This is a genomic window from Micromonospora sp. NPDC050187 (genome assembly GCF_044459745.1).
Classification (GTDB): Bacteria; Actinomycetota; Actinomycetes; order Mycobacteriales; family Micromonosporaceae; genus Micromonospora.
The window spans coordinates 95,831-120,417 of sequence record NZ_JBITJH010000008.1; the positions used below are offsets into that span (position 1 = coordinate 95,831).

Here is a 24,587-nt window from a genome sequence, read left to right on the forward strand (position 1 = left end):
GCCTCGTCGCGTACCGGGCTTCGGACCTCCGCCGACACCCCGACGGTCGGGCCGGGGCATGATGGAGGGCATGACGACGGCGCCCGGGCAGCCACCCGCCGTGCGTCAGGGCCTGCGCCATCCGCTCGACCCTGACCCGGCCCGCTCGACGAAGGCCCGGGCGGTGTTCGCCCTCGGGCTGATCGCCGCGCTGACCGGCCTCTTCCTCGGCGGTGTCGTACCGGCGACCGTGGCGCTGCAACTCTCTCGGCAGGCGCGCCGGGAGGCGTACGCCTCGGGGGGTTTCCTGACCGGCGCGGCCTGGCTGCGCCAGGGGGAGCGGCTGGCCTGGGTCGGCCTGGGCCTGGCCACGGTGACCGTGGTGCTCGCCGTGGTGTACGGCCTGGTCCGGCTCGCGGAGGCGCCCTACACCCAGGACTTCGCCCCGGACGTCAACTGACCCGGCCGTGCCGGGCGGCGTCCCGGCGGTAGCCTGACCCCGGTACCCGCCGTGCGGCGGTGGCCGGCGCCCGTCGACAGGAGGACCCAGTGACCGAACCGGTGCAGCCGTCGGCGGACGCCCCGGCGCAGCCGGCGGTGACCCCCGACGCCGGCCCCTGGGCCGGCCCGGCCCCCGTCCCAGCGGCGGCGGCCCCGACCTCCGACCCCTCTGCCGGCCCGACCCCCGTCCCACCGGCGGCACCCCCGATCTTCGACCCCTCGGCCGGCCCGGCCTCTGACCCCTCTGCCGGCCCGGTCCCCGTCCCACCGGTGGTGCACCCCGGTCCCGTTGCCGGCGGGTCGTTCCCGCCGCCGTTTCCGCCGCCGGGCCCGGGCGGTCATCCCGTCCGGCCCGTGCCCCCGCCGCCCCGGGAGGCGGTGCTGCCCCCGAAGCGGATCGACCCCGTCCCCGGTACGCCGTTCGGCGTGGCACACCTGGAGGTGCCGCCGGTCACCTCCGGTCTCGCGGTGGGTTCACTGGTCGCCGGCATCATCTCGATCCTGGTCTCCCTGGTGGTCGGCTGCTTCGGCCTGCTCGGTGCCGCCGGAGGCTGGGGCGCCTGGGCAGCGGGCGCGTTCACCCTGCTCGGTGTGCTCACCGGGGCCGGGGCGGTGGTCGCCGGTGTGCTCGGCACCCGGCAGATCCGCCGGCCGGTGCAGCCGCCAACGGTCCGGTTCAGCGGCCGGGGACTGGCCATCGCCGGGATCAGCTGCGGCGCGACCGGGCTGGGGCTCAGCCTGCTCGGGCTCGGTGTGGCGGTGCTCGCCCAGTTCGTCTGAGGCCGGGCCGGGGTCGCCGGGCCCGGACGCGGGGTAGCCGTTACACTTGTTACCCGTAGATGCCCGACGCGGACGGGCAGGTCGTCGGGAGCCGGGAGAGCGGGTACGCATTCCTACCGGACCACCCCGTTTTGACCTGCACGCTTGTGGTAGGTACTCTTTCCCCTTGTGCCCGGCCAGCCCGGGCAACTCGTGCGTGCGCTGGACCCGGCGACCCGGTCGTCGAGCAGCAGCACCACACAGCCACAACACCTGGCGAGCGGGCGACCGTGTGCCAGGGACACACCCGGTGCGGCGCGCGCGTCGGCACCGGAAACCGTGAGTTGGGCGACACGCCCGACCGCGGGTGCCGGGACCTCCGTCGAGGTGGCCCTGGCCGGAATGTAGGAGAGCCGTTCACCAGAGCGGTTAACGAGCAGACGGCGCGGCCGCGTGGAAGCGGCCGAAGGGAGCGGAGAAACCCGGTGCCCACGATCCAGCAGCTGGTCCGCAAGGGCCGACAGGCCAAAACGAGTAAGACCAAGACCCCGGCGCTGAAGGGTTCTCCTCAGCGGCGCGGCGTGTGCACCCGCGTGTACACCACCACCCCGAAGAAGCCGAACTCGGCGCTGCGCAAGGTCGCTCGTGTCAAGCTCAGCAGCCAGATCGAGGTGACCGCCTACATCCCGGGCGTGGGTCACAACCTGCAGGAGCACTCGATCGTGCTCGTCCGCGGCGGCCGGGTGAAGGACCTCCCCGGCGTGCGTTACAAGATCGTCCGCGGTTCGCTGGACACCCAGGGCGTCCGTAACCGCAAGCAGGCGCGCAGCCGTTACGGCGCGAAGAAGGAGAAGAGCTGACATGCCGCGTAAGGGACCCGCTCCGCGGCGACCGCTGGTCGCTGACCCGGTGTACAACTCGCCGCTGGTCACCCAGCTCGTGAACAAGATCCTGCTGCGCGGCAAGCGCCAGCTCGCCGAGCGCGTCGTGTACGCGGCCCTGGAGGGCTGCCGCGAGAAGTCCGGCACCGACCCCGTCGTCACCCTGAAGCGGGCGATGGACAACGTCAAGCCGACCCTCGAGGTGCGCAGCCGCCGGGTCGGTGGCGCCACCTACCAGGTCCCGGTCGAGGTGCGTCCGGCGCGGGCGACCACCCTGGGCCTGCGCTGGCTGGTGACGTACTCCCGCGCGCGGCGCGAGAAGACCATGGTCGAGCGGCTGATGAACGAGCTGCTGGACGCCAGCAACGGCCTCGGCGCCGCCGTCAAGCGGCGTGAGGACACGCACAAGATGGCCGAGTCCAACAAGGCCTTCGCGCACTACCGCTGGTAACACAACTGGTTCCGGCGCCCCCGGGCGCCGGAACCGCCACCAGTTGAGTCGAGACGACGATAAGTAGGGATTGAAGTGGCCGCCGCAGACGCGCTCGCCAACGTACGCAACATCGGCATCATGGCGCACATCGATGCCGGTAAGACCACGACCACCGAGCGGATCCTGTTCTACACCGGCATCACGTACAAGATCGGTGAGGTCCACGAGGGCGCTGCCGTCATGGACTGGATGGAGCAGGAGCAGGAGCGGGGGATCACCATCACCTCCGCCGCCACCAAGTGTGAGTGGAAGGGCCACACGATCCAGATCATCGACACGCCCGGCCACGTCGACTTCACGGTCGAGGTCGAGCGGTCGTTGCGGGTGCTGGACGGTGCGGTCGCCGTTTACGACGGTGTCGCTGGCGTGGAGCCGCAGACGGAGAACGTCTGGCGGCAGGCCGACAAGTACAACGTCCCCCGGATGTGCTTCGTCAACAAGCTCGACCGGACCGGCGCCGACTTCTTCCGCTGCGTGCAGATGATGATCGACCGGCTCAACGCCACCCCGCTGGTGCTTCAGATCCCGATCGGCAACGAGTCCGACTTCATCGGCGTGGTCGACCTGGTCGAGATGCGTGCCCTCACCTGGCGTGGCGAGACCCAGAAGGGTGAGGACTACGCGATCGAGGAGATCCCGGCCGACCTGGCCGAGTCCGCCGCCGAGTGGCGCGAGAAGCTGATGGAGACCCTCGCCGACGTCGACGACGCGGTGATGGAGAAGTACCTGGAGGGTGAGGAGATCTCCGTCGAGGAGGTCAAGGCCGCCATTCGCCGGGCCACCATCGGCGGCAAGGCCAACCCGGTCCTCACCGGTACCGCCTTCAAGAACAAGGGCATCCAGCCGATGCTCGACGCGGTGGTCGCCTACCTGCCGTCGCCGCTGGACATCCCGGCCATCGAGGGCACCGCGACCGACGGTGAGACCCCGTTGCAGCGGAAGCCGTCGAAGTCGGAGCCGTTCTCCGCGCTGGCCTTCAAGATCCAGACGGACAAGCACCTCGGCAAGCTCACCTACGTGCGGATCTACTCCGGCACGCTCGAGTCCGGCTCCCAGGTGGTCAACTCCACCAAGGACCGCAAGGAGCGGATCGGCAAGATCTACCAGATGCACGCCAACAAGCGGGAAGAGCGCAGCTCGGCCCAGGCTGGCGACATCATCGCGGTGCAGGGTCTGAAGCAGACCACCACCGGTGACACGCTGTGCGACCCGGCGAACCCGGTCATCCTGGAGTCGATGACCTTCCCGGAGCCGGTCATCGAGGTCGCCATCGAGCCCAAGACCAAGGCCGACCAGGAGAAGCTCAGCACCGCCATCCAGCGGCTCGCCGAGGAGGACCCGACGTTCCGGGTCAAGCTCGACGACCAGACCGGCCAGACGGTCATCTCCGGCATGGGCGAGCTGCACCTGGACATCCTGGTCGACCGGATGCGCCGTGAGTTCAACGTCGAGGCGAACATCGGCAAGCCGCAGGTGGCGTACCGCGAGACCATCCGCCGCAAGGTGGAGAAGGTCGAGTACACCCACAAGAAGCAGACCGGTGGTTCCGGCCAGTACGCCCGGGTGATCATCAGCCTGGAGCCGCTGCCGCTGGGCAACGACGCCCCGACCTACGAGTTCGCCAACGCGGTGACCGGTGGCCGTATCCCCCGGGAGTTCATCCCGTCGGTGGACGCGGGTGCGCAGGACGCCATGCAGTACGGCATCCTCGCCGGCTTCCCCGTGGTGGGCGTCAAGCTCACCCTGGTGGACGGCCAGTACCACGAGGTCGACTCGTCGGAAATGGCATTCAAGATCGCCGGCTCGATGGCGATGAAGGAGGCGGCCCGCAAGGCCGACCCCGCTCTCCTCGAGCCGATGATGGCCGTTGAGGTCACCACTCCGGAGGAGAACATGGGTGACGTCATCGGCGACCTCAACTCCCGCCGCGGCATCATCCAGGCGATGGAGGAGCGCAGCGGCGCCCGCGTCGTCCGGGCCCTGGTGCCGTTGTCGGAGATGTTCGGCTACGTCGGCGACCTGCGGTCGAAGACCCAGGGCCGGGCTAGCTACAGCATGCAGTTCGACTCCTACGCCGAGGTTCCGGCCAGCGTGGCGAAGGAGATCATCGCGAAGGCCACGGGCGAGTAGTTTCTCGCCTGCGGCCTCCGCGAGGCTGTGTGAGACCGGGCCTGTAGGCTTCACCGCCGCAAGTCCCACAAGCTCTCCGGCCGTACGGTCGGAAAGGCTGTCGACAGAGTCCTAAGCGCCGAACGGCGCGCCGGGGCGTACGAACCAAGAAGTCCACAGGAGGACACCAGTGGCGAAGGCTAAGTTCGAGCGGACTAAGCCGCACGTCAACATCGGCACCATTGGTCACATCGACCACGGTAAGACGACGCTGACGGCGGCCATCACCAAGGTCCTGCACGACCAGTACCCGGACCTCAACCCGTACACGCCGTTCGACGAGATCGACAAGGCGCCGGAGGAGAAGGCCCGCGGTATCACCATCTCCATCGCGCACGTCGAGTACCAGACCGAGAACCGGCACTACGCGCACGTCGACTGCCCCGGGCACGCCGACTACATCAAGAACATGATCACCGGTGCCGCGCAGATGGACGGCGCGATCCTGGTGGTGGCGGCGACCGACGGTCCGATGCCGCAGACCCGCGAGCACGTGCTGCTGGCCCGCCAGGTCGGCGTGCCGTACATCGTCGTGGCGCTCAACAAGAGCGACATGGTCGACGACGAGGAGCTCCTGGAGCTCGTCGAGCTCGAGGTCCGCGAGCTGCTCTCGAACCAGGAGTACCCGGGCGACGACCTGCCGGTGGTCCGGGTCTCGGCGCTGAAGGCCCTCGAGGGTGACCCCGAGTGGACCCAGCGTCTGCTCGACCTGATGAGCGCTGTCGACACCGCGATCCCGCAGCCGGAGCGCGAGACCGAGAAGCCGTTCCTGATGCCGATCGAGGACGTCTTCACGATCACCGGTCGTGGCACCGTCGTCACCGGTCGCGCCGAGCGCGGCATCCTCAAGCCGAACGAGGAGGTGGAGATCGTCGGCATCAAGGAGAAGTCGATGAAGACGGTCTGCACCGGTATCGAGATGTTCCGCAAGCTGCTCGACGAGGCCCGTGCGGGTGAGAACGTCGGTCTGCTGCTGCGGGGTATCAAGCGCGAGGACGTCGAGCGCGGCATGGTGGTCGTCAAGCCGGGCACCTCGACCCCCCACACGGAGTTCGAGGCGACCGTCTACATCCTCTCCAAGGAGGAGGGCGGCCGGCACACCCCGTTCTTCCAGAACTACCGTCCGCAGTTCTACTTCCGGACCACGGACGTCACCGGTGTCGTCACGCTGCCCGAGGGCACCGAGATGGTCATGCCGGGCGACAACACCACGATGACCGTGAAGCTGATCCAGCCCATCGCGATGGAGGACAACCTCAAGTTCGCGATCCGGGAGGGTGGCCGTACGGTCGGCGCTGGTCGCGTCACCAAGATCATCAAGTGAGCTGGGTAACCCCGATTAGACCCGCCGCCGGTCGTGCGGCATACTAGTCAGGTTGCGTAACGACAGTTCGTCGCCTGCGTTCGGATTTCGCCGAACCTCCGGGTGAGAGAACAGTCGGGCGTAGGGTGGTTGGCGGTGTGCTGCCAACCACCCTCGCACGGCGTTCAGGTCGCGGTAGTGCGATCGGCGCCTTGACCCACCGTGCGGTCAGTATCGCTCCGGCCTCTCGGGGCGGAGCCTGGCCCGAGGGCGCGACACGCCCGACCGCGGGGGTCGGCGGAAGTGGGCCTGTGCCAGCCGGTGCAGGCGCCCGCAACACAGCGGCATCGAGAGAAGGAACAGAAGCCACCATGGCGGGACAGAAGATCCGCATCCGGCTCAAGGCCTATGACCACGAGGTCGTCGACTCCTCGGCTCGGAAGATCGTCGAGACGGTGACGCGCACCGGGGCGCAGGTCGCGGGCCCGGTGCCGCTGCCCACGGAGATCAACCGTTTCTGCGTTATCCGCTCGCCGCACAAGTACAAGGACTCGCGCGAGCACTTCGAGATGCGCACGCACAAGCGGCTGATCGACATCATCGACCCGACCCCCAAGACGGTCGACTCGCTCATGCGCCTCGACCTGCCGGCTGGCGTCGACATCGAGATCAAGCTGTAGGGACCGGACAAATGGACAGGCAAGTAAAGGGGATCCTGGGCGCAAAGCTCGGCATGACCCAGGTCTGGGACAACAACAAGGTTGTGCCGGTGACCGTGGTGCAGGCCGGCCCGTGCGTCGTCAGCCAGGTTCGTAGCGCCGAGAAGGACGGTTACTCCGCGATCCAGCTGGCCTACGGCGCGATCGACCCGCGCAAGGTCAAGAAGCCGATCAGCGGACACTACGCGAAGGCCGAGGTGGCGCCGCGCCGGCACATCGTCGAGCTGCGCACCGCCGACGCCGCCGAGTACTCCCTCGGCCAGGAGGTCACCGTCTCCGAGTTCGCCCCGGGCGCCTCGATCGACGTGACCGGCAAGACCAAGGGCAAGGGCTACGCCGGCCCGATGAAGCGGCACGGCTTCCACGGCCTGCGGGCCAGCCACGGTGTCGAGCGCAAGCACCGCTCGCCCGGCTCGATCGGCGCCTGCGCCACCCCGGGTCGCGTCTTCAAGGGCACCCGGATGGCCGGCCGGATGGGTGGCGTGCGCTACACCGTCCAGAACCTGACCGTCCAGGCGGTCGACACCGAGAACAATGTCCTGCTCGTCCGTGGTGCCATTCCCGGCCCCAAGGGCGCGCTGGTCCTGGTCCGTACCGCGGCCAAGACCAAGGCGAAGAAGGGCGGTGCGGCGAAGTGACCACGGTTGACGTGCTCACCGTCGACGGCACCAAGAAGGGCTCCGTCGAGCTGCCGGCAGACGTCTTCGACGTGCAGGCCAACCTCGCGCTGATGCACCAGGTCGTGGTGGCCCAGCTCGCGGCCGCCCGCCAGGGCACGCACAAGGTGAAGACCCGCGGCGAGGTTTCCGGTGGCGGTAGGAAGCCGTACAAGCAGAAGGGCACCGGCCGCGCCCGCCAGGGTTCGACCCGGGCGCCGCAGTTCGCCGGCGGTGGTGTGGTGCACGGCCCGGTGCCGCGCGACTACAGCCAGCGGACCCCCAAGAAGATGAAGGCCGCCGCGCTGCGCGGGGCCCTCTCCGACCGGGCCCGCGCCGGCCAGGTGCACGTCGTCGAGACCTTCGTCTCCGGCGAGAAGCCGTCCACCAAGGCGGCCCTGGCCACGCTGGAGAAGCTCACCGGGGCCCGTCGGGTCCTGGTCGTGCTGACCAGCACCGACGAGCTGAACTGGGTGTCGCTGCGCAACGAGCCGCGGGTGCACCTGATCGAGGCCGGCCAGCTCAACACGTACGACGTGCTGGTGGCCGACGACGTGGTCTTCACCAAGGACGCCCTGGACGAGTTCCTCGGCGTGCCCGCCGAGACCACCGAGGAGGGTGGCAAGTGAGCACGATCGCCGACCCGCGCGACATCATCGTGGCGCCGGTCGTCTCGGAGAAGAGCTACAGCGAGCTGAACCGCAACTGGTACACCTTCCTGGTGCACCCGGACGCCAACAAGACCGAGATCAAGATCGCTATTCAGCAGATCTTCAACGTCCGCGTCCTGACGGTCAACACGCTCAACCGCGAGGGCAAGCGCAAGCGGACCAAGACTGGGTTCGGCCAGCGCAAGGCCACCAAGCGCGCGATGGTGAAGCTGGCTGACGGTGACCGTATCGAGGCCTTCGGCGGCCCGGTCAGCTGAGGGGTGTAGACAATGGCTATCCGTAAGTACAAGCCGACGACGCCGGGCCGGCGTGGCTCCAGCGTCGCCGACTTCGCCGAGATCACCCGGTCGACCCCGGAGAAGTCGCTGCTGGCTCCGCTGCCGAAGAAGGGCGGTCGGAACGCCCACGGCCGGATCACCGCCCGGCACCAGGGTGGTGGCCACAAGCGTCAGTACCGTCTGATCGACTTCAAGCGGGTCGACAAGGACGGCGTGCCGGCGAAGGTCGCCCACATCGAGTACGACCCGAACCGCACCGCGCGTATCGCGCTGCTGCACTACGCCGACGGCGAGAAGCGCTACATCCTCGCGCCGAAGGACCTGAAGCAGGGCGACACCGTCGAGTCGGGCCCCGGCGCGGACATCAAGCCGGGCAACAACCTGCCGCTGCGGAACATCCCGGTCGGTACCACCATCCACAGCGTGGAGCTGCGTCCGGGCGGCGGCGCCAAGCTGGCCCGTTCGGCCGGCGTCGGCATCCAGCTGCTCGGCCGGGAGGGCGCGTACGCCACCCTCCGGATGCCGTCCGGTGAGATCCGGCGGGTCGACGTCCGCTGCCGCGCGAGCGTCGGCGAGATCGGCAACGCCGACCAGTCGAACATCAACTGGGGCAAGGCCGGCCGGATGCGGTGGAAGGGCAAGCGCCCGACCGTCCGTGGTGTGGCGATGAACCCGGTGGACCACCCGCACGGTGGTGGTGAGGGTAAGACCTCCGGTGGTCGCCACCCGGTCAACCCGAAGGGTAAGCCCGAGGGCCGCACCCGCCGTAAGGGCCAGCCGAGCGACCGGCTGATCGTCCGCCGCCGCTACGCCACGCGTAAGCGCGGCTGAGGGAGATAGAAAATGCCTCGCAGCCTGAAGAAGGGCCCGTTCATCGACGACCACCTGCTCAAGAAGGTGGAAGTGCAGAACGAGAAGGGCTCGAAGAACGTCATCAAGACCTGGTCGCGGCGCTCGACGATCATCCCGGAGATGCTCGGGCACACGATCGCGGTGCACGACGGACGCAAGCACGTCCCGGTGTTCGTCACCGAGGCGATGGTCGGGCACAAGCTCGGCGAGTTCGCGCTGACCCGCACGTTCAAGGGTCACGAGAAGGACGACCGCAAGAGCCGCCGCCGCTAGGCGAGCCACGGATAGAGGAACAAGGGGTTACAGCGATGCCAGGAAAGGGCGACGCTCCGGTGCTTCCGGGCGCGCGGGCGATTGCGCGGCACGTGCGCATCTCGCCGACTAAGGCGCGCCGGGTGGTCAACCTCGTCCGCGGCCTGCCCGCGAAGGAGGCGCTCACGGTGCTGCAGTTCGCGCCGCAGGCTGCGAGCGAGCAGGTGTACAAGGTGCTCGCGAGCGCGATCGCCAACGCGGAGAACAACGAGCGGCTGGACCCCGACGCGCTGCTCGTCAGCGAGGCGTTCGTCGACGAGGGCCCGACCATGAAGCGGTTCCGGCCGCGGGCGCAGGGCCGGGCGTACCGGATCCGCAAGCGCACGTGCCACATCACCGTTGCGGTCGAGGCCGTGGCGCCGGCCGCGCCGAAGAAGTCTTCGGCCAAGAAGTCGGTCCCGGCGAAGCAGGCCGAGCCGGCGGAGGCCGAGGCGACTGAGACGCAGAGCAAGACGGAGGGCGCCGAGTAATGGGTCAGAAGGTTCACCCGCACGGGTTCCGGCTCGGCATCTCGACCGACTGGAAGTCCCGCTGGTTCGCGGACAAGCTCTACAAGGACTACATCGGCGAGGACGTCAAGATCCGCCGCATGATGTCCAAGGGGCTGGAGCGGGCCGGCATCTCCAAGGTCGACATCGAGCGGACCCGGGACCGGGTCCGGGTCGACATCCACACCGCCCGTCCGGGCATCGTCATCGGCCGTAAGGGCGCCGAGGCCGACCGGATCCGGGGCGAGCTGGAGAAGCTCACCGGCAAGCAGGTGCAGCTGAACATCATCGAGGTGAAGAGCCCCGAGTCGGACGCGCAGCTCGTCGCGCAGGGCGTGGCCGAGCAGCTCTCCAGCCGGGTCAGCTTCCGTCGGGCGATGCGCAAGGCCATGCAGTCCGCGATGAAGAACCCGGTCTGCAAGGGCATCCGGGTCCAGGTCTCGGGTCGGCTCGGCGGCGCCGAGATGAGCCGGACCGAGTTCTACCGCGAGGGTCGGGTTCCGCTGCACACGCTGCGGGCCAACATCGAGTACGGCTTCTTCGAGGCCCGTACCACCTTCGGCCGGATCGGCGTGAAGGTCTGGATCTACAAGGGCGACGCGGTTCCGGGCCGGGAGGCCCCGGCCGAGGCCGCTCCGTCCCGCCCGCGTCGTGAGCGTGGCGACCGTCCCGACCGTCCGCGCCGTGGTCGCTCCGGCTCCGCCGGCACGACCTCCGGTGGCACCGAGGCCGGCCGGGCTGCCGCGACCACCGTCGCGCAGCAGGCCGAGACGCCGAGTGGCGAGCGGGTGGATGCTTCCGCCGTCGCCGCCGCGGCAGAAACGCAGCAGGAGGGCTGACAGATGCTGATGCCGCGCAAGCCCCCGAAGGGCTTCCGCAAGCCGCACCACCCGGACCGCAGTGGCGCGTCCAAGGGTGGTAACCGGGTGGTGTTCGGCGAGTTCGGGATCCAGGCTCTCGAGCCGGCGTACGTCACGAACCGGCAGATCGAGTCGGCTCGTATCGCGATGACCCGCCACATCAAGCGTGGCGGCAAGGTCTGGATCACGATCTTCCCGGACCAGGCGCTGACCAAGAAGCCGGCGGAAACCCGGATGGGTTCCGGTAAGGGCTCGCCCGAGTGGTGGGTGGCCAACGTGAAGCCGGGGCGGGTTCTCTTCGAGATGTCCTTCCCCAACGAGCAGATTGCGCGAGAGGCGATGCGTCGCGCTATCCACAAGCTCCCGATGAAGTGCCGCATTGTGACGCGCGAAGTGGGTGAATCCTGATGGCAGCGGGCGTTAAGGCCGCCGAGCTGCGTGAGCTCTCCGACGAGGAGCTGGTCACGAAGCTGCGGGAGGCCAAGGCGGAGCTGTTCAACCTCCGCGTTCAGGCCGCCACCGGTCAGCTCGACAACAACCGGCGGCTCCAGGTCATCCGTCGGGAGATCGCCCGGATCTACACGATCATGCGCGAGCGTGAGCTGGGGCTCTCGGCCGCGCCGACTGAGGTGACTGCATCATGAGCGAGACCGAGAACACCACCGCCACCGTGCGGGCTCGCCGCAAGGTCCGTGAGGGCCTCGTGGTCAGCGACAAGATGGACAAGACCGTCGTCGTCGAGGTCGAGGACCGGGTCAAGCACGCGCTGTACGGCAAGATCATGCGCCGGACCCGCAAGCTGAAGGTGCACGACGAGCAGAACGCCGCCGGCATCGGCGACCGCGTCCTGATCATGGAGACCCGGCCGCTGTCGGCCACCAAGCGGTGGCGGATCGTGGAAATCCTGGAAAAGGCCAAGTAGCGAAGGCTCGAGCTCGCCCGGCGTCAGTCGGGCGCAGGTTCCGCCAGGCTCCGGCCGCGTGCAGCGGCCGGAGAACCGGCAGACATAGGAGATAGACGTGATTCAGCAGGAGTCGCGACTGCGCGTCGCCGACAACACGGGTGCCCGGGAGATCCTGTGCATCCGGGTTCTCGGTGGCTCCGGTCGGCGCTACGCGAGCATCGGCGACGTCATCGTGGCCACCGTCAAGGACGCGATCCCGGGTGCCGGTGTGAAGAAGGGCGACGTCGTCAAGGCGGTCGTCGTTCGCACCGCCAAGGAGAGGCGGCGGCCGGACGGCTCGTACATCCGCTTCGACGAGAACGCCGCCGTCATCATCAAGGACGGTGGGGACCCGCGCGGTACCCGTATCTTCGGCCCGGTGGGTCGGGAGCTGCGGGACAAGCGGTTCATGAAGATCATCTCTCTCGCGCCGGAGGTGTTGTGACCGTGAAGGTCAAGAAGGGCGACACGGTCGTCGTCATCGCCGGCAAGGACAAGGGTGCCAAGGGCAAGGTCATTGCGGCCTACCCGCGGCAGGACAAGGTCCTGGTCGAGGGCGTGAACCGCGTCAAGAAGCACACCCGCATCCGCACCACCCAGCGTGGCGCCAAGACCGGTGGCATCGTCACCCAGGAGGCCCCGATCCACGTTTCCAACGTGCAGGTCCTGGACTCCGAAGGGAAGCCGACCCGCATCGGGTACCGGTTCGACGACAACGGCCAGAAGGTCCGCATCGCGCGTAGCACCGGTAAGGACCTGTGATGACCACGGCTACCGAAACCAAGACCCTGCCGCGCCTCAAGGAGCGGTACCGCAACGAGATCGTGGCCAAGCTGCAGGAGCAGCACAACTTCGCGAACCCCATGCAGGTTCCGCGGTTGGTCAAGATCGTCGTCAACATGGGTGTGGGCGAGGCCGCCCGCGACGCCAAGCTGATCGACGGCGCGGTCCGCGACCTGGCCACCATCACCGGCCAGAAGCCGCAGGTGCGGCGGGCCACCAAGTCGATCGCGCAGTTCAAGCTCCGCGAGGGCATGCCGATCGGCGCGAAGGTCACCCTGCGGGGCGACCGGATGTGGGAGTTCCTGGACCGGCTGCTCTCCATCGCGCTGCCGCGTATCCGGGACTTCCGCGGTCTGGACGGGCGCAAGCTCGACGGGCACGGCAACTACACGTTCGGTCTGACCGAGCAGTCGGTGTTCCACGAGATCGACCAGGACAGGATCGATCGCCAGCGGGGCATGGACATCACGGTGGTCACGACCGCCACGACCGACGACGAGGGCCGGGCGCTGCTCAAGCTCCTGGGCTTCCCGTTCAAGGAGAACTGAGATGGCCAAGAAGGCGCTGATTCTCAAGGCGGCCGCGAAGCCGAAGTTCTCGGTTCGCGCGTACACCCGCTGCCAGCGGTGCGGGCGTCCGAAGGCGGTCTACCGCAAGTTCGGTCTCTGCCGGGTGTGCATCCGGGAGATGGCCCACCGCGGTGAGCTGCCCGGCGTGTCCAAGGCTTCCTGGTAATAGCCCGGCGCGCTCCGCGCGTCAGCTGCACTGTCTCTTCGCCGTAGGCCCTGGGCGTACCCGCGGGAACCCCGGCGAGAAAGGTAGACGAAATCCATGACGATGACCGACCCGATCGCAGACATGCTCACGCGTCTGCGTAACGCCAACCAGGCGTACCACGACCGGGTGACGATGCCCTACTCCAAGATCAAGGCGAACATCGCCGAGGTTTTGAAGGCCGAGGGTTACATCGCCACCTGGTCGGCCGAGGAGCCCGAGGAGGGTGCCGTCGGCAAGCGACTGGTCGTCGAGCTGAAGTACGGCCAGAACCGGGAGCGGAGCCTGGCCGGTATCAAGCGTGTGTCCAAGCCCGGTCTCCGGGTGTACGCCAAGTCGGATGGGCTCCCGCGGGTGCTCGGCGGCCTCGGCGTGGCGATCATTTCGACGTCCCAGGGGCTGCTCACCGACCGGCAGGCCCGCAAGCGGAGCGTTGGCGGGGAAGTCCTCGCCTTCGTCTGGTAACGGGAGACAGGTAGAAATGTCGCGTATTGGACGTAAGTCGATCCCGGTGCCAGCCGGCGTCGATGTCACGATCGACGGCCAGACCGTCAAGGTCAAGGGCCCGAAGGGCGAGCTGTCGCACACCGTCTCCGAGCCGATCACGGTGGAGAAGGCGGAGAGTGGCGAGCTGCAGGTCAACCGCCCGAACGACGAGCGGAAGGCCAAGGAGCTGCACGGCCTGAGCCGTACCCTGGTGGCGAACATGATCGTCGGGGTCACCGAGGGCTACCGCAAGAGCCTGGAGATCGCCGGCACCGGTTACCGGGTGACCGCCAAGGGCAAGGACCTCGAGTTCGCGCTCGGGTTCTCGCACCCGGTCCTGGTCCCCGCCCCGGACGGCATCACCTTCACCGTCGAGAAGCCGACGCTGTTCCACGTGGCCGGCATCGACAAGCAGCTCGTCGGTGAGGTCGCCGCCAACATCCGGAAGATCCGCCCGCCGGAGCCCTACAAGGGCAAGGGTGTGAAGTACCAGGGCGAGGTCATCCGCCGTAAGGCTGGAAAGGCAGGTAAGAAGTGAGCGCCACGCTGCTCAAGCGCCGCCGCGGCGTCGCCGCCAAGCGTGCCGTCGGGCGTGCGCGTCGGCACTTCCGGGTGCGCAAGAACGTCAACGGCACCGCCGAGCGTCCCCGCCTGGTCGTCACCCGGTCGCTGCGTCACATCGTGGCCCAGATCGTCGACGACACCAAGGGTCACACCCTGGCGTCGGCCTCGACCCTGGACGCCTCGGTGCGTGGCACGGAGGGCGACAAGAGCGCCCTGGCCGGCAAGGTCGGCACCCTGCTCGCCGAGCGGGCCAAGGCCGCCGGCGTCTCGAAGGTCGTCTTCGACCGTGGTGGCAACCGGTACGCGGGGCGGGTCGCCGCCCTCGCCGACGCCGCTCGCGAAGCCGGACTTGAGTTCTAACAACCCCGTCACGAGAGAGAAGGAAGGCTGCTGATGCCAGGTCAACAGCGCCGTGGCGGCGGGTCCGGTGGCAACGAGGGTGGTCGCCGCGACAACCGCCGTGAGGGCGGCCGCGGAAACGCGCCCGTCGAGAAGACCCCGCACCTCGAGCGGGTCGTCGCGATCAACCGCGTCGCCAAGGTCGTGAAGGGTGGTCGTCGCTTCAGCTTCACCGCCCTGGTGATCGTGGGCGACGGCGACGGCACCGTCGGCGTGGGCTACGGAAAGGCCAAGGAGGTGCCCGCGGCGATCGCCAAGGGTGTCGAGGAGGCCAAGAAGCACTTCTTCAAGGTGCCGCGGATCGGCGCCTCGATCCCGCACCCGGTGCAGGGCGAGGACGCCGCCGGTGTGGTGCTGCTCAAGCCGGCCTCCGCCGGTACGGGCGTCATCGCCGGTGGCCCGGTGCGTGCCGTGCTGGAGTGCGCGGGTATCCACGACGTGCTCTCCAAGAGCCTCGGCTCGTCGAACCCGATCAACATCGTGCACGCCACGGTGGCGGCCCTGAAGGGGCTGGAGTCCCCGGAGCAGGTCGCCGCCCGTCGTGGCCTGCCGGTCGAGGATGTCGCGCCGGCCGCGATGCTGGCCGCGCGGGCGGGGGTGGCGTCCTGATGGCACGCCTGAAGGTCACCCAGGTCCGGTCCGGGATCGGGACCAAGCACAACCAGCGTGAGTCGCTGCGTTCGCTCGGTCTCAAGCGGATCAACGACGTGGTGGTCAAGGAGGACCGGCCCGAGATTCGGGGCATGATCTTCGCGGTCAACCACCTCGTGAAGGTCGAGGAGGTCGAGTAATGACGATCAAGGTCCACCACCTGCGCCCGGCGCCCGGTGCCAAGACCGCCAAGACCCGGGTGGGTCGTGGTGAGGGCTCCAAGGGCAAGACCGCCGGTCGCGGTACGAAGGGCTCGAAGGCCCGTAAGAACATCTCGCCGGCGTTCGAGGGTGGGCAGATGCCCATCCACATGCGCCTGCCGAAGATGAAGGGCTTCAAGAACAAGTTCAAGGTGGTCTTCCAGGTGGTCAACCTGGACCGGCTCGCCGAGCTCTTCCCCAACGGCGGCCAGATCGGCCCCGACGAGCTGATCGAGGCCGGGGCGGTCCGCAAGGGCCATCCGGTGAAGGTTCTCGGCAGCGGGGATCTCGGCGGGGTGGCGCTCCAGGTGTCGGCGCACGCGTTCAGCGCGTCGGCCAAGGAGAAGATCACTGCCGCCGGTGGTTCGGTCACCGAGCTGTAAGGCAACCAGGACCGTGGCGCTCGTTCAGTTGACGACAACTGGCGGGCGCCACGGTCTACTGCGCGTCAGTGTTCCGAATCACATCGTTACCGGTTTATGTTCCCGGGCAAGCCTGCCCGGACAGCGGTCGGACTGTTAGAGTCCCTTCCCAGCTATGGATATCGGGCGCTCGCCCGACCGCCATCCCGCCCCGTCCCCGCCAGGGTTCCACCGGCGGCCCGCCTCGCGCAGGAGGAAGAAGTTGCTGTCCGCCTTTCTCAGTGCGTTCCGTACGCCTGACCTGCGCAAGAAGCTGCTGTTCACAGTCGGCATCATCGCGGTCTACCGGCTCGGCGCGACACTGCCCAGCCCGGGCGTCTCGTACGCGAACGTGCAGAAGTGCATCGACAGCATGGAGGGGGGCTCCAACGGAGTCTTCAACCTGCTGAACCTCTTCTCCGGCGGCGCGCTGCTGTCGCTCTCGGTCTTCGCGCTGGGCATCATGCCCTACATCACCGCGTCGATCATCCTGCAGCTGCTGACGGTGGTGATCCCCCGGCTGGAGCAGCTCCGCAAGGAGGGCCAGGCCGGCCAGGCGAAGATCACGCAGTACACCCGGTACCTGACCCTCGGCCTGGGTGTCCTCCAGGCGTCGGCCTTCGTCGCCCTGGCCCGCTCTGGTCAGCTCTTCAACAACCAGTGCGACCAGTTCCCGATCATCCCGCAGGGGACCGGCATCCCGGACTGGCTGACCCTGACCATCCTGGTCATGACCATGACCGCCGGTACCGGCATGGTGATGTGGCTCGGTGAGCTGATCACCGACCGGGGCGTCGGCAACGGCATGTCCGTCCTGATCTTCACCTCGATCGCAGCCCGGCTCCCCAGCGAGGGCTGGCAGATCAAGATCAGCAAGGGCTGGGACTGGTTCGCCCTCGTCATCGTGCTGGTCCTGCTGGTCATCACCGCGGTCGTCTTCATCGAGCAGGCTCAGCGCCGGATCCCGGTGCAGTACGCCAAGCGCATGATCGGCCGGCGGATGTACGGCGGCACCTCCACCTACATCCCGCTGAAGGTCAACCAGGCGGGTGTCATCCCGGTCATCTTCGGTTCGTCGCTGCTCTACCTGCCGCAGCTGGCGCTCCAGTTCTTCGACCAGACCGACCCGGGCAAGACCCAGGCGTGGATCCAGAACAACCTGGCCGACCCGACCAGCCCGATCTACATCACGGTCTACTTCCTGCTGATCATCTTCTTCACCTACTTCTACGTCTCGATCACGTTCAACCCGACCGAGGTCGCGGACAACATGAAGAAGTACGGCGGCTTCGTGCCGGGCATCCGCCCCGGCAAGCCGACCGCCGAGTACCTCGACTTCATCCTCAGCCGGATCACCCTGCCGGGCGCGCTCTACCTCGCGGCCATCTCGGTCCTGCCGAACTTCTTCTTCATCTGGCTGGACAGCCAGGCCTACGTGAACTTCCCGTTCGGCGGTACCGCCGTGCTGATCATGGTCGGCGTGGGCCTGGAGACCGTGAAGCAGATCGAGAGCCAACTCATGCAGCGGAACTACGAAGGGTTCCTGCGGTAGATGAGACTCGTTCTGGTTGGCCCACCGGGCGCGGGCAAGGGCACACAGGCGGAGTTCATCGCCGCGCACCTGTCGGTTCCGAAGATCTCGACCGGGGACATCTTCCGGGCGAACGTCTCGCAGGGCACCCCGCTCGGGGTCGAGGCCAAGCGCTACATGGACGCCGGCAAGCTGGTCCCGGACGAGGTGACCATCAACATGGTCCGGGGCCGGCTCGCCGAGCCGGACGCCGCCGAGGGCTTCCTGCTCGACGGTTTCCCGCGGACGACGCCGCAGGCCGCCGCCCTGGACAAGCTCCTCGCCGACCTCGGCACCGCGCTCGAACTGGTGCTGGAGCTGGTCGTGGACGACGACGAGGTGATCCGGCGGCTCTCCGGCCGCCGGACCTGCCGGGGCTGCGGCAAGATCTGGCACGTCGAATTCGACGCGACCACCCGGGACGGCATCTGCGACCGCTGCGGCGCGGAGCTGTTCCAGCGCGACGACGACAAGCCGGAGACGATCGCGGCCCGGCTGCGCGAGTACGCCGAGAAGACCGCTCCGCTGGTCGACTACTACGGTGCCCAGGGCAAGCTGGTCGGGATCGACGCGACCGGACCGGTCGAGGACGTCACCGTCCGGGCGATCGACGCCCTGCGTTCCTACGGCGGCTGACGCCCCGCGCTCCCGCGACAGCCGGGGCCCTGCGTTTCGCGGCGGCTAGAGTGCGAGGAGCACGAGCGCGTCCCGTCGTGCCCCGCCTCCCGTTGACGAAAGGTAACCGCGTCATGCGCCGTCACCAGCTGGACATCCAGCTGAAGACCCCCGAGCAGATCGAGAAGATGCGTGCCGCGGGCCTGGTGGTGGCCGCCGCCCTGCAACGGATGCGCGAGGCGGTGGCACCGGGGGTCAGCACCGCCGACCTCGACGCGATCGCCGAGTCGGTGATCCGGGGTGCGGGCGGGGTCCCCTCGTTCAAGGGCTACCACGGGTTTCCCGCCTCGATCTGCTCCTCGGTCAACGAGCAGATCGTGCACGCCATCCCCTCGCCCGACCAGGTCCTCCGGGAGGGCGACCTGATCTCGATCGACTGCGGCGCGGTCCTGGACGGCTGGCACGGCGACGCGGCGATCACCGTCGGGGTGGGTGCCGTCGACCCCGCGCTGCTGCGGATGGCCGAGGTCGCCGAGGACGCCATGTGGGCGGGGATCGCCGCCGCGGCCCGGGGCGCGGCGAGTGGCAGGGGCCGGCTCACCGACATCTCCCACGCCGTGGAGAACGCGGTCCGTCGGGGCGGCCGGTACGGCATCGTCGACGGGTACGGCGGGCACGGCATCGGCACCGAGATGCATCAGGACCCGCACGTGCTCAACCACGGTCGCCCGGGGCGCGGGCCGCGCCTGGTGCCGGGGATCGCGCTCGCCATCGAGCCCATGATCACGATGGGTTCACCGCGTACGGCCGAACTCGCCGACGGCTGGACGGTGGTGACCCGGGACGGGTCGGTCGCCGCGCACGTCGAGCACTCCATGGCGCTGCTGGAGGACGGAGTCTGGGTGCTCACCGCCCCGGACGGCGGCCGGGCCCGCCTGGGCGACCTGGTGACCTCCCGCCAGCCCGCCGGCTCACCCGCGCTCTGACCGGTCGCTGACCGCCCGCACCGGCCAACCCACCGCCCGGTGCCGGCCCTCCGTAGCCCCGCACCGGCCGCTGGCGCGGCCCTGGTGACGGCGATCTGGGGCGCCACCGCGCTGATGGTGGGGGAGGCGTACTACTTCTGGTCCGGGTGGGTGGCCGGCCCGTGGGGGCGCGGTGCACCTGGTCCAGACGGTCAGCGGCCTGGCCCACGGTGAGCCGGCGCGCTGGGCGGCGGAGCAGGAACGCCGCCGCCGGAAGCGCGAGGCCCGGAAAACCCGAGCGCGACGACGGCGACCAGGCGTGATGAGTGGCCGTTTGTCCTAATTTTGGGTGACCGGGGTGGCCGGTTTGGCGTGCGCCGGTCGGCGAGCGTACACTTTCAGATCGGCGCACAGCGTCCACTCCGGCATGCCCACCCTGCGCTTCGGTGGCGGTCGGAGCCGCGGCTGGCTCGAACACTCTGATGACATCAGGAGTTCGTGTAAGACGTTGTGGGCCGTCCGGAGTAACCGACGTCAGGACAGCGGAGGACATGCCGAAAAAAGACGGAGCCATCGAGATCGAGGGTCGAGTCATCGAGCCCCTGCCGAACGCCATGTTCCGGGTGGAGCTCGCGAACGGTCACAAGGTGCTGGCTCACATCAGCGGCAAGATGCGGCAGCATTACATCCGTATCCTGCCGGAGGACCGGGTCGTCGTCGAACTCTCGCCGTACGACCTGACCCGCGGGCGCATCGTCTACCGCTACAAGTAACCACGCCTGACGACGGCCGGGTAGTCCCCGTGTCCGTCTTCGACGTCCGGTGTCGCGCTTCGTCGCGTCTCCGGGCCAGATGGGAAGTAAGGCAACCGTGAAGGTCAAGCCGAGCGTCAAGAGGATCTGCAACAAGTGCCGGGTCATCCGCCGGCACGGCCGGGTCATGATCATCTGCTCCGACCCGCGCCACAAGCAGCGCCAGGGCTGAACCAGGGCTGACCGACCGTCCGACGGTCGGTCGATCCGGTTCGGGCCGCGGATCCTGACACCACATCATCAGCTCGTCCCAGCCGCGAGCGGTACGCATCGCGTACTCCCCCGTGGCTGACCCCCGGTCGGAGGCCGGGGCCCGTTCGGGCAACGACCGCCCCCGGTCGCGACGCGTCACGACGCGTCCGGTCGGAGCAGTGGTCGGAACGGGGTGGGGCGGGCTCAGACCTCCGCCAGAACACCACAAGGGAGTACGCCCGCACATGGCACGTCTAGTCGGCGTCGACCTCCCCCGCGAAAAGCGGATGGAGATCGCGCTCACCTACATCTTCGGCGTGGGCCGCACCCGCGCCCTGGAGACGCTCGCCGCCACCGGCATCTCGCCGGACAAGCGCGCTCGGGACCTCACGGACGAGGAGCTGGTCCAGCTCCGCGACCACATCGAGGGGAACTACAAGGTAGAAGGCGACCTGCGCCGCGAGGTCGCCGCTGACATCCGCCGCAAGGTCGAGATCGGCTGCTACGCCGGCATCCGGCACCGCCGGGGTCTGCCCGTGCGCGGGCAGCGGACCAGGACCAACGCGCGGACCCGGAAGGGCCCGAAGCGGACCGTCGCCGGCAAGAAGAAGCCCGGCAAGAAGTAACTAGGAGCGCACAGACTTATGCCACCGAAGGCTCGTGCCGGAGCCGCCGTCAAGAAGGTCCGGCGCAAGGAACGCAAGAACGTCGCCCACGGGCAGGCGCACATCAAGAGCACCTTCAACAACACGATCGTGTCCATCACGGACCCGACCGGTGCGGTCATCTCCTGGGCCTCCGCCGGTCAGGTCGGCTTCAAGGGCTCGCGCAAGTCGACCCCGTTCGCCGCGCAGCTGGCCGCCGAGGCCGCCGCGCGCCGGGCGATGGAGCACGGCATGCGCAAGGTCGACGTCTTCGTGAAGGGCCCCGGCTCCGGCCGGGAGACCGCCATCCGTTCGCTGCAGGCCGTCGGGCTGGAGGTCGGCCAGATCGCCGACGTCACCCCGCAGCCGCACAACGGATGCCGTCCGCCGAAGCGTCGTCGGGTCTGAGAGGTAGAGAGAGATGGCTCGTTACACCGGTGCTGACTGCCGCCGTTGCCGGCGGGAGAAGATGAAGCTGTTCCTCAAGGGCAGCAAGTGCGATGGCCCGAAGTGCCCGTTCGAGTCGCGGCCGTTCCCGCCCGGACAGCACGGCCGGGGTCGCACCAAGGAGACGGAGTACCTGCTCCAGCTCCGCGAGAAGCAGAAGGCCCGTCGGGTCTACGGCATTCTCGAGAAGCAGTTCCGCGGGTACTACGAGGAGGCCGTGGCCAAGCAGGCCAAGACCGGTGAGGTCCTCCTGCAGATCCTCGAGTCGCGGCTGGACAACGTGGTCTACCGGGCTGGCTACGCCAAGTCCCGGGACATGGCCCGTCAGCTGGTCAAGCACGGCCACTTCACGGTGAACGGCAAGAAGGTCGACATCCCGTCGTTCCGCGTGAAGGAGCACGACATCGTCGAGGTCCGGGGCAAGAGCAAGGAGCTCACCCCGTTCATCGTGGCGCAGGCCGAGGCCGGCTCGAAGACGGTGCCGGCCTGGCTGGAGGCCATCCCCAGCCAGATGAAGATCCTGGTGCACTCGCTCCCGGCCCGGCAGGTCATCGACACGCAGGTCCAGGAGCAGCTGATCGTCGAGCTCTACTCCAAGTAGTCGGGCTCGTTGCGGTGGTCCGCCCCGGCCGGGGCGGACCACCGGAACAGTTTGTCGTGGGCGTCATATAGCGGGCGCCCCGGAAGAGAAGAGACAACATGCTCATCAGCCAGCGACCGACCCTCTCCGAAGAGTCGATCAACGAGACCCGGTCCCGGTTCACCATCGAGCCGCTGGAGCCGGGCTTCGGCTACACCCTGGGCAACTCGCTGCGGCGTACGCTGCTGTCGTCCATCCCGGGTGCGGCGGTGACCTCGATCAAGATCGACGGCGTGCTGCACGAGTTCACCACGATCCCCGGTGTCAAGGAGGACGTGGTCGAGCTCGTCATGAACATCAAGGAGCTCTGCGTCAGCTCCGAGCACGACGAGCCGGTCAGCATGTACCTGCGCAAGCAGGGTCCGGGCGACGTGACCGCAGGCGACATCCAGCCCCCGGCCGGCGTCTCGGTGCACAACCCGGAGCTGAAGCTCGCCACCCTCAACGGCAAGGGCCGGCTCGACATGGAGCTGACCGTCGAGCGGGGCCGCGGCTACGTCACGGCGGCGCAGAACAAGCAGGCCGGCGCGGAGATCGGCCGGATCCCGGTCGACTCGATCTACTCGCCGGTCCTGAAGGTCACCTACCGCGTCGAGGCGACCCGGGTCGAGCAGCGGACCGACTTCGACCGGCTGATCATCGACGTCGAGACCAAGCCGTCGATGGGTCCGCGTACCGCGCTGGCCTCCGCCGGTTCGACGCTGGTGGAGCTCTTCGGGCTGGCCCGGGAGCTGGACGAGACCGCCGAGGGCATCGACATCGGGCCGTCCCCGCAGGACGCCCAGCTCGCGGCGGACCTGGCCCTGCCGATCGAGGAGCTGGACCTGACCGTCCGCTCCTACAACTGCCTGAAGCGCGAGGGCATCAACACCGTCGGTGAGCTCATCGGGCGCACCGAGGCCGACCTCCTCGACATCCGCAATTTCGGTCAGAAGTCGATCGACGAGGTCAAGATGAAGCTCGCCGGGATGGGGCTGGGCCTGAAGGACTCCGCGCCCAACTTCGACCCGGCACACGTCGTGGACACCTTCGGCGAGGCTGACTACGACACCGACGACTACCGCGAGACCGAGCAGCTGTAACCGCGGCTGAGCATCTAAACGAGGAGCAACAGGCATGCCCACGCCCACCAAGGGCCCCCGCCTCGGCGGCAGCCCCGCGCACGAGCGGCTGATGCTGGCCAACCTGGCCACCGCGCTGTTCCAGCACGGAAAGATCCAGACCACCGAGACGAAGGCCCGGCGGCTGCGTCCGCTGGCCGAGCAGCTCATCACCAAGGCCAAGCGCGGCGACCTGGCCTCGCGGCGGCGGGTGCTGGGCGTCGTCAAGGACAAGGACGTGGTCTACGCCCTGTTCGACCAGATCGCGCCCCGGTACGCCAACCGCAACGGTGGCTACACCCGGATCGTGAAGACCGGTCCGCGCAAGGGTGACGCCGCGCCGATGGCGATCATCGAGCTGGTCGAGGAGCTTCAGGTCGCCGAGGCCAAGGCGAACCGGAAGACCGCCGCCCGCAAGTCCGCGCAGCAGGACAAGGTCGAGGCGCTCGCCCCGGCCGACGAGGCTCCGCAGGCCAAGAGCGACGACCAGGACGCCGAGCCGCCGGTGTCGGCGTCCGGCGACACCGCCGCCGCCCGCGAGGACAGCGACGAGGCCGGCGAGAACGACAAGGCCTGAGCGTGAGGCCACCATCGGGCCCGGCACCCTTCGGGGTGCCGGGCCCGATGCATGACGCGGAGGTACGAGTGGAGGAGCGGATCCGGCTTCGGCTGGACGTCGCGTACGACGGCACCGGTTTCTCCGGGTGGGCCGCGCAGCCGGAGCGGCGGACGGTGGCCGGGGTGCTCACCGCGACCCTGGACCTGGTCCTCGGGGCCGGGACCGCGACCGGGCTGACCGTGGCCGGCCGGACCGATGCCGGGGTGCACGCCTCCGGGCAGGTGTGCCACCTCGACCTGCCCGGCGAGGTGTGGCGGGCGCACGAGGGCGGACTGCTGCGCCGGCTGGCCCGGCTGCTCCCGCCGGACGTGCGGGTCCGGGCGATGACCGAGGTGCCCGCCGACTTCGACGCCCGGTTCTCGGCCACCTTCCGGCGCTACGAGTACCGGGTGACCGACGCCCCGTGGGGCACCGAGCCGCTGCGCCGGCACGAGGTGCTGGCCTGGCCACGTCCGCTGGACCTGGCCGCGTTGAACGCCGCCGCGGCCGGGCTGGTGGGCGAGCACGACTTCGCCGCGTACTGCAGGCGCAAGGAGAACGCGACCACGCTGCGCGAGGTGACCCGACTGGACTGGCGGCGGGACCCGGACGGCCTGCTGGTCGCCACCGTGCAGGCGGACGCGTTCTGCCAGGCGATGGTGCGCAGCCTGGTCGGGGCGATGCTGGTCGCCGGGGACGGCCGACGCCCGGTCGACTGGCCGGCGAGCCTGCTCACCCGACGGGAACGGTCGAGCGAGGTGACCGTGGCGCCCGCGCACGGGCTGACCCTGGTCGCGGTCGGCTACCCCGAGGACCCGACGGAGTACGCCCGCCGTGCCGACCTCACCCGTCGCCTGCGGGTGCCGAGCACGTCCTGACCCG

General features: G+C 68.8%; 38 protein-coding genes. All 38 read left to right on the forward strand.

Annotation, left to right across the window (positions count from 1 at the left end):
- The first annotated feature begins 70 nt into the window (after positions 1-70).
- The 38 genes from ACIBJE_RS14960 (at position 71) to truA (ending at position 24,583) form a co-directional block, all read left to right on the forward strand.
- Positions 71-439, forward strand: coding sequence for a hypothetical protein (locus tag ACIBJE_RS14960; RefSeq protein WP_396748350.1), 369 nt, complete (start codon positions 71-73; stop codon positions 437-439).
- Positions 440-834: 395 nt separating this feature from the next.
- Positions 835-1,260 (forward strand): hypothetical protein, encoded by a 426-nt coding sequence (locus ACIBJE_RS14965; RefSeq protein WP_396748352.1) that lies wholly within the window; start codon positions 835-837, stop codon positions 1,258-1,260.
- Positions 1,261-1,724: 464 nt separating this feature from the next.
- Entirely contained in the window at positions 1,725-2,099 is a 375-nt protein-coding gene (gene rpsL / locus ACIBJE_RS14970) for a 30S ribosomal protein S12 (RefSeq protein WP_014440718.1), read from the forward strand.
- A 1-nt stretch (position 2,100) separates the two neighbouring features.
- The gene (gene rpsG / locus ACIBJE_RS14975; protein ID WP_091650217.1) at positions 2,101-2,571 is read left to right on the forward strand and encodes a 30S ribosomal protein S7; all 471 of its coding nucleotides are present in this window, start codon (positions 2,101-2,103) and stop codon (positions 2,569-2,571) included.
- A gap of 75 nt (positions 2,572-2,646) precedes the next feature.
- Positions 2,647-4,743: an elongation factor G gene (fusA, locus tag ACIBJE_RS14980; RefSeq protein ID WP_396748354.1), complete on the forward strand. Its 2,097-nt coding sequence runs from the start codon at positions 2,647-2,649 to the stop codon at positions 4,741-4,743.
- 169 nt (positions 4,744-4,912) lie between these two features.
- Entirely contained in the window at positions 4,913-6,106 is a 1,194-nt protein-coding gene (tuf, locus tag ACIBJE_RS14985; protein WP_091451943.1) for an elongation factor Tu, read from the forward strand.
- Positions 6,107-6,456: 350 nt separating this feature from the next.
- Positions 6,457-6,765, forward strand: coding sequence for a 30S ribosomal protein S10 (gene rpsJ / locus ACIBJE_RS14990; protein ID WP_007073037.1), 309 nt, complete (start codon positions 6,457-6,459; stop codon positions 6,763-6,765).
- A gap of 11 nt (positions 6,766-6,776) precedes the next feature.
- On the forward strand, positions 6,777-7,442 hold the full coding sequence (rplC, locus tag ACIBJE_RS14995; RefSeq protein ID WP_396748357.1) for a 50S ribosomal protein L3: 666 nt from the start codon (positions 6,777-6,779) through the stop codon (positions 7,440-7,442).
- Complete coding sequence (gene rplD, locus ACIBJE_RS15000; protein WP_396748359.1) at positions 7,439-8,089, forward strand: 50S ribosomal protein L4; 651 nt, start codon at positions 7,439-7,441, stop codon at positions 8,087-8,089. Before rplC ends, rplD begins: the two co-directional genes overlap by 4 nt.
- Complete coding sequence (gene rplW / locus ACIBJE_RS15005; RefSeq protein WP_088982052.1) at positions 8,086-8,388, forward strand: 50S ribosomal protein L23; 303 nt, start codon at positions 8,086-8,088, stop codon at positions 8,386-8,388. Before rplD ends, rplW begins: the two co-directional genes overlap by 4 nt.
- Positions 8,389-8,400: 12 nt before the next feature.
- Entirely contained in the window at positions 8,401-9,240 is an 840-nt protein-coding gene (gene rplB / locus ACIBJE_RS15010) for a 50S ribosomal protein L2 (RefSeq protein ID WP_088982053.1), read from the forward strand.
- Positions 9,241-9,252: 12 nt separating this feature from the next.
- Complete coding sequence (gene rpsS, locus ACIBJE_RS15015) at positions 9,253-9,534, forward strand: 30S ribosomal protein S19 (protein WP_020520478.1); 282 nt, start codon at positions 9,253-9,255, stop codon at positions 9,532-9,534.
- 35 nt (positions 9,535-9,569) lie between these two features.
- Positions 9,570-10,043: a 50S ribosomal protein L22 gene (gene rplV / locus ACIBJE_RS15020; protein ID WP_396748362.1), complete on the forward strand. Its 474-nt coding sequence runs from the start codon at positions 9,570-9,572 to the stop codon at positions 10,041-10,043.
- Positions 10,043-10,900 (forward strand): 30S ribosomal protein S3, encoded by an 858-nt coding sequence (rpsC, locus tag ACIBJE_RS15025; RefSeq protein WP_396748364.1) that lies wholly within the window; start codon positions 10,043-10,045, stop codon positions 10,898-10,900. Before rplV ends, rpsC begins: the two co-directional genes overlap by 1 nt.
- Before the next feature lie 3 nt (positions 10,901-10,903).
- On the forward strand, positions 10,904-11,329 hold the full coding sequence (rplP, locus tag ACIBJE_RS15030) for a 50S ribosomal protein L16 (protein WP_007465292.1): 426 nt from the start codon (positions 10,904-10,906) through the stop codon (positions 11,327-11,329).
- Positions 11,329-11,565: a 50S ribosomal protein L29 gene (rpmC, locus tag ACIBJE_RS15035; protein WP_091650250.1), complete on the forward strand. Its 237-nt coding sequence runs from the start codon at positions 11,329-11,331 to the stop codon at positions 11,563-11,565. The genes rplP and rpmC overlap by 1 nt, the downstream gene beginning before the upstream one ends.
- Complete coding sequence (gene rpsQ / locus ACIBJE_RS15040) at positions 11,562-11,843, forward strand: 30S ribosomal protein S17 (RefSeq protein WP_396748366.1); 282 nt, start codon at positions 11,562-11,564, stop codon at positions 11,841-11,843. Before rpmC ends, rpsQ begins: the two co-directional genes overlap by 4 nt.
- 97 nt (positions 11,844-11,940) lie before the next feature.
- Positions 11,941-12,309 (forward strand): 50S ribosomal protein L14, encoded by a 369-nt coding sequence (rplN, locus tag ACIBJE_RS15045; RefSeq protein ID WP_007465279.1) that lies wholly within the window; start codon positions 11,941-11,943, stop codon positions 12,307-12,309.
- Positions 12,306-12,626 (forward strand): 50S ribosomal protein L24, encoded by a 321-nt coding sequence (rplX, locus tag ACIBJE_RS15050; protein ID WP_176737754.1) that lies wholly within the window; start codon positions 12,306-12,308, stop codon positions 12,624-12,626. The genes rplN and rplX overlap by 4 nt, the downstream gene beginning before the upstream one ends.
- The gene (gene rplE / locus ACIBJE_RS15055; RefSeq protein WP_396748369.1) at positions 12,626-13,195 is read left to right on the forward strand and encodes a 50S ribosomal protein L5; all 570 of its coding nucleotides are present in this window, start codon (positions 12,626-12,628) and stop codon (positions 13,193-13,195) included. The genes rplX and rplE overlap by 1 nt, the downstream gene beginning before the upstream one ends.
- Before the next feature lies 1 nt (position 13,196).
- Positions 13,197-13,382 carry a type Z 30S ribosomal protein S14 gene (locus ACIBJE_RS15060; RefSeq protein ID WP_007073023.1) on the forward strand — a complete coding sequence of 62 codons (186 nt, stop codon included), beginning with the start codon at positions 13,197-13,199 and terminating at the stop codon, positions 13,380-13,382.
- Between the two features lie 96 nt (positions 13,383-13,478).
- Positions 13,479-13,886: a 30S ribosomal protein S8 gene (gene rpsH / locus ACIBJE_RS15065; RefSeq protein ID WP_091451909.1), complete on the forward strand. Its 408-nt coding sequence runs from the start codon at positions 13,479-13,481 to the stop codon at positions 13,884-13,886.
- A gap of 16 nt (positions 13,887-13,902) precedes the next feature.
- The gene (rplF, locus tag ACIBJE_RS15070; RefSeq protein WP_396748372.1) at positions 13,903-14,445 is read left to right on the forward strand and encodes a 50S ribosomal protein L6; all 543 of its coding nucleotides are present in this window, start codon (positions 13,903-13,905) and stop codon (positions 14,443-14,445) included.
- Complete coding sequence (gene rplR / locus ACIBJE_RS15075) at positions 14,442-14,831, forward strand: 50S ribosomal protein L18 (protein WP_396748374.1); 390 nt, start codon at positions 14,442-14,444, stop codon at positions 14,829-14,831. Before rplF ends, rplR begins: the two co-directional genes overlap by 4 nt.
- Before the next feature lie 33 nt (positions 14,832-14,864).
- Entirely contained in the window at positions 14,865-15,479 is a 615-nt protein-coding gene (gene rpsE / locus ACIBJE_RS15080) for a 30S ribosomal protein S5 (RefSeq protein WP_088982061.1), read from the forward strand.
- A complete protein-coding gene (gene rpmD, locus ACIBJE_RS15085; RefSeq protein ID WP_088982062.1) occupies positions 15,479-15,661 on the forward strand; it encodes a 50S ribosomal protein L30 in 183 nt (60 codons plus the stop codon). Before rpsE ends, rpmD begins: the two co-directional genes overlap by 1 nt.
- On the forward strand, positions 15,661-16,104 hold the full coding sequence (gene rplO, locus ACIBJE_RS15090; protein ID WP_396748377.1) for a 50S ribosomal protein L15: 444 nt from the start codon (positions 15,661-15,663) through the stop codon (positions 16,102-16,104). Before rpmD ends, rplO begins: the two co-directional genes overlap by 1 nt.
- A gap of 241 nt (positions 16,105-16,345) precedes the next feature.
- The gene (gene secY, locus ACIBJE_RS15095; protein WP_396748379.1) at positions 16,346-17,674 is read left to right on the forward strand and encodes a preprotein translocase subunit SecY; all 1,329 of its coding nucleotides are present in this window, start codon (positions 16,346-16,348) and stop codon (positions 17,672-17,674) included.
- On the forward strand, positions 17,675-18,328 hold the full coding sequence (locus tag ACIBJE_RS15100; RefSeq protein ID WP_285789269.1) for an adenylate kinase: 654 nt from the start codon (positions 17,675-17,677) through the stop codon (positions 18,326-18,328).
- Positions 18,329-18,441: 113 nt separating this feature from the next.
- Complete coding sequence (gene map / locus ACIBJE_RS15105; protein WP_396748382.1) at positions 18,442-19,293, forward strand: type I methionyl aminopeptidase; 852 nt, start codon at positions 18,442-18,444, stop codon at positions 19,291-19,293.
- 530 nt (positions 19,294-19,823) lie between these two features.
- Complete coding sequence (gene infA / locus ACIBJE_RS15110) at positions 19,824-20,045, forward strand: translation initiation factor IF-1 (protein WP_007073013.1); 222 nt, start codon at positions 19,824-19,826, stop codon at positions 20,043-20,045.
- A 97-nt stretch (positions 20,046-20,142) separates the two neighbouring features.
- Complete coding sequence (gene rpmJ / locus ACIBJE_RS15115) at positions 20,143-20,256, forward strand: 50S ribosomal protein L36 (protein ID WP_088982067.1); 114 nt, start codon at positions 20,143-20,145, stop codon at positions 20,254-20,256.
- A gap of 265 nt (positions 20,257-20,521) precedes the next feature.
- On the forward strand, positions 20,522-20,902 hold the full coding sequence (gene rpsM / locus ACIBJE_RS15120; protein ID WP_043965541.1) for a 30S ribosomal protein S13: 381 nt from the start codon (positions 20,522-20,524) through the stop codon (positions 20,900-20,902).
- A gap of 18 nt (positions 20,903-20,920) precedes the next feature.
- Positions 20,921-21,328, forward strand: coding sequence for a 30S ribosomal protein S11 (rpsK, locus tag ACIBJE_RS15125; RefSeq protein ID WP_030329919.1), 408 nt, complete (start codon positions 20,921-20,923; stop codon positions 21,326-21,328).
- Between the two features lie 13 nt (positions 21,329-21,341).
- A complete protein-coding gene (gene rpsD / locus ACIBJE_RS15130) occupies positions 21,342-21,968 on the forward strand; it encodes a 30S ribosomal protein S4 (protein ID WP_396748385.1) in 627 nt (208 codons plus the stop codon).
- Positions 21,969-22,066: 98 nt separating this feature from the next.
- Entirely contained in the window at positions 22,067-23,089 is a 1,023-nt protein-coding gene (locus ACIBJE_RS15135) for a DNA-directed RNA polymerase subunit alpha (RefSeq protein ID WP_088982068.1), read from the forward strand.
- A gap of 34 nt (positions 23,090-23,123) precedes the next feature.
- Positions 23,124-23,684, forward strand: a complete 561-nt coding sequence (gene rplQ / locus ACIBJE_RS15140; RefSeq protein ID WP_396748387.1) for a 50S ribosomal protein L17 — start codon at positions 23,124-23,126, stop codon at positions 23,682-23,684.
- Between the two features lie 68 nt (positions 23,685-23,752).
- Entirely contained in the window at positions 23,753-24,583 is an 831-nt protein-coding gene (gene truA, locus ACIBJE_RS15145; RefSeq protein WP_396748681.1) for a tRNA pseudouridine(38-40) synthase TruA, read from the forward strand.
- The last annotated feature ends 4 nt before the right edge of the window (positions 24,584-24,587 follow it).

Coding starts and splice junctions, on each gene's coding strand:
- ACIBJE_RS15100 (WP_285789269.1), top strand. CDS start 17,675: ATGAGACTCGTTCTGGTTGGCCCACCGGGCGCGGGCAAGGGCACACAG.
- rpsE (WP_088982061.1), top strand. CDS start 14,865: ATGCCAGGTCAACAGCGCCGTGGCGGCGGGTCCGGTGGCAACGAGGGT.
- infA (WP_007073013.1), top strand. CDS start 19,824: ATGCCGAAAAAAGACGGAGCCATCGAGATCGAGGGTCGAGTCATCGAG.
- rpsQ (WP_396748366.1), top strand. CDS start 11,562: ATGAGCGAGACCGAGAACACCACCGCCACCGTGCGGGCTCGCCGCAAG.
- rplE (WP_396748369.1), top strand. CDS start 12,626: ATGACCACGGCTACCGAAACCAAGACCCTGCCGCGCCTCAAGGAGCGG.
- rpsJ (WP_007073037.1), top strand. CDS start 6,457: ATGGCGGGACAGAAGATCCGCATCCGGCTCAAGGCCTATGACCACGAG.
- ACIBJE_RS15135 (WP_088982068.1), top strand. CDS start 22,067: ATGCTCATCAGCCAGCGACCGACCCTCTCCGAAGAGTCGATCAACGAG.
- rplQ (WP_396748387.1), top strand. CDS start 23,124: ATGCCCACGCCCACCAAGGGCCCCCGCCTCGGCGGCAGCCCCGCGCAC.
- rpsG (WP_091650217.1), top strand. CDS start 2,101: ATGCCGCGTAAGGGACCCGCTCCGCGGCGACCGCTGGTCGCTGACCCG.
- rpsM (WP_043965541.1), top strand. CDS start 20,522: ATGGCACGTCTAGTCGGCGTCGACCTCCCCCGCGAAAAGCGGATGGAG.
- rplV (WP_396748362.1), top strand. CDS start 9,570: ATGCCAGGAAAGGGCGACGCTCCGGTGCTTCCGGGCGCGCGGGCGATT.
- rplC (WP_396748357.1), top strand. CDS start 6,777: ATGGACAGGCAAGTAAAGGGGATCCTGGGCGCAAAGCTCGGCATGACC.
- rplF (WP_396748372.1), top strand. CDS start 13,903: ATGTCGCGTATTGGACGTAAGTCGATCCCGGTGCCAGCCGGCGTCGAT.
- rpsD (WP_396748385.1), top strand. CDS start 21,342: ATGGCTCGTTACACCGGTGCTGACTGCCGCCGTTGCCGGCGGGAGAAG.
- rpmD (WP_088982062.1), top strand. CDS start 15,479: ATGGCACGCCTGAAGGTCACCCAGGTCCGGTCCGGGATCGGGACCAAG.
- rpsC (WP_396748364.1), top strand. CDS start 10,043: ATGGGTCAGAAGGTTCACCCGCACGGGTTCCGGCTCGGCATCTCGACC.
- rplO (WP_396748377.1), top strand. CDS start 15,661: ATGACGATCAAGGTCCACCACCTGCGCCCGGCGCCCGGTGCCAAGACC.
- rplB (WP_088982053.1), top strand. CDS start 8,401: ATGGCTATCCGTAAGTACAAGCCGACGACGCCGGGCCGGCGTGGCTCC.
- rpsH (WP_091451909.1), top strand. CDS start 13,479: ATGACGATGACCGACCCGATCGCAGACATGCTCACGCGTCTGCGTAAC.
- rpsS (WP_020520478.1), top strand. CDS start 9,253: ATGCCTCGCAGCCTGAAGAAGGGCCCGTTCATCGACGACCACCTGCTC.
- rpsK (WP_030329919.1), top strand. CDS start 20,921: ATGCCACCGAAGGCTCGTGCCGGAGCCGCCGTCAAGAAGGTCCGGCGC.
- ACIBJE_RS14960 (WP_396748350.1), top strand. CDS start 71: ATGACGACGGCGCCCGGGCAGCCACCCGCCGTGCGTCAGGGCCTGCGC.
- rpmC (WP_091650250.1), top strand. CDS start 11,329: ATGGCAGCGGGCGTTAAGGCCGCCGAGCTGCGTGAGCTCTCCGACGAG.
- map (WP_396748382.1), top strand. CDS start 18,442: ATGCGCCGTCACCAGCTGGACATCCAGCTGAAGACCCCCGAGCAGATC.
- rplP (WP_007465292.1), top strand. CDS start 10,904: ATGCTGATGCCGCGCAAGCCCCCGAAGGGCTTCCGCAAGCCGCACCAC.
- ACIBJE_RS15060 (WP_007073023.1), top strand. CDS start 13,197: ATGGCCAAGAAGGCGCTGATTCTCAAGGCGGCCGCGAAGCCGAAGTTC.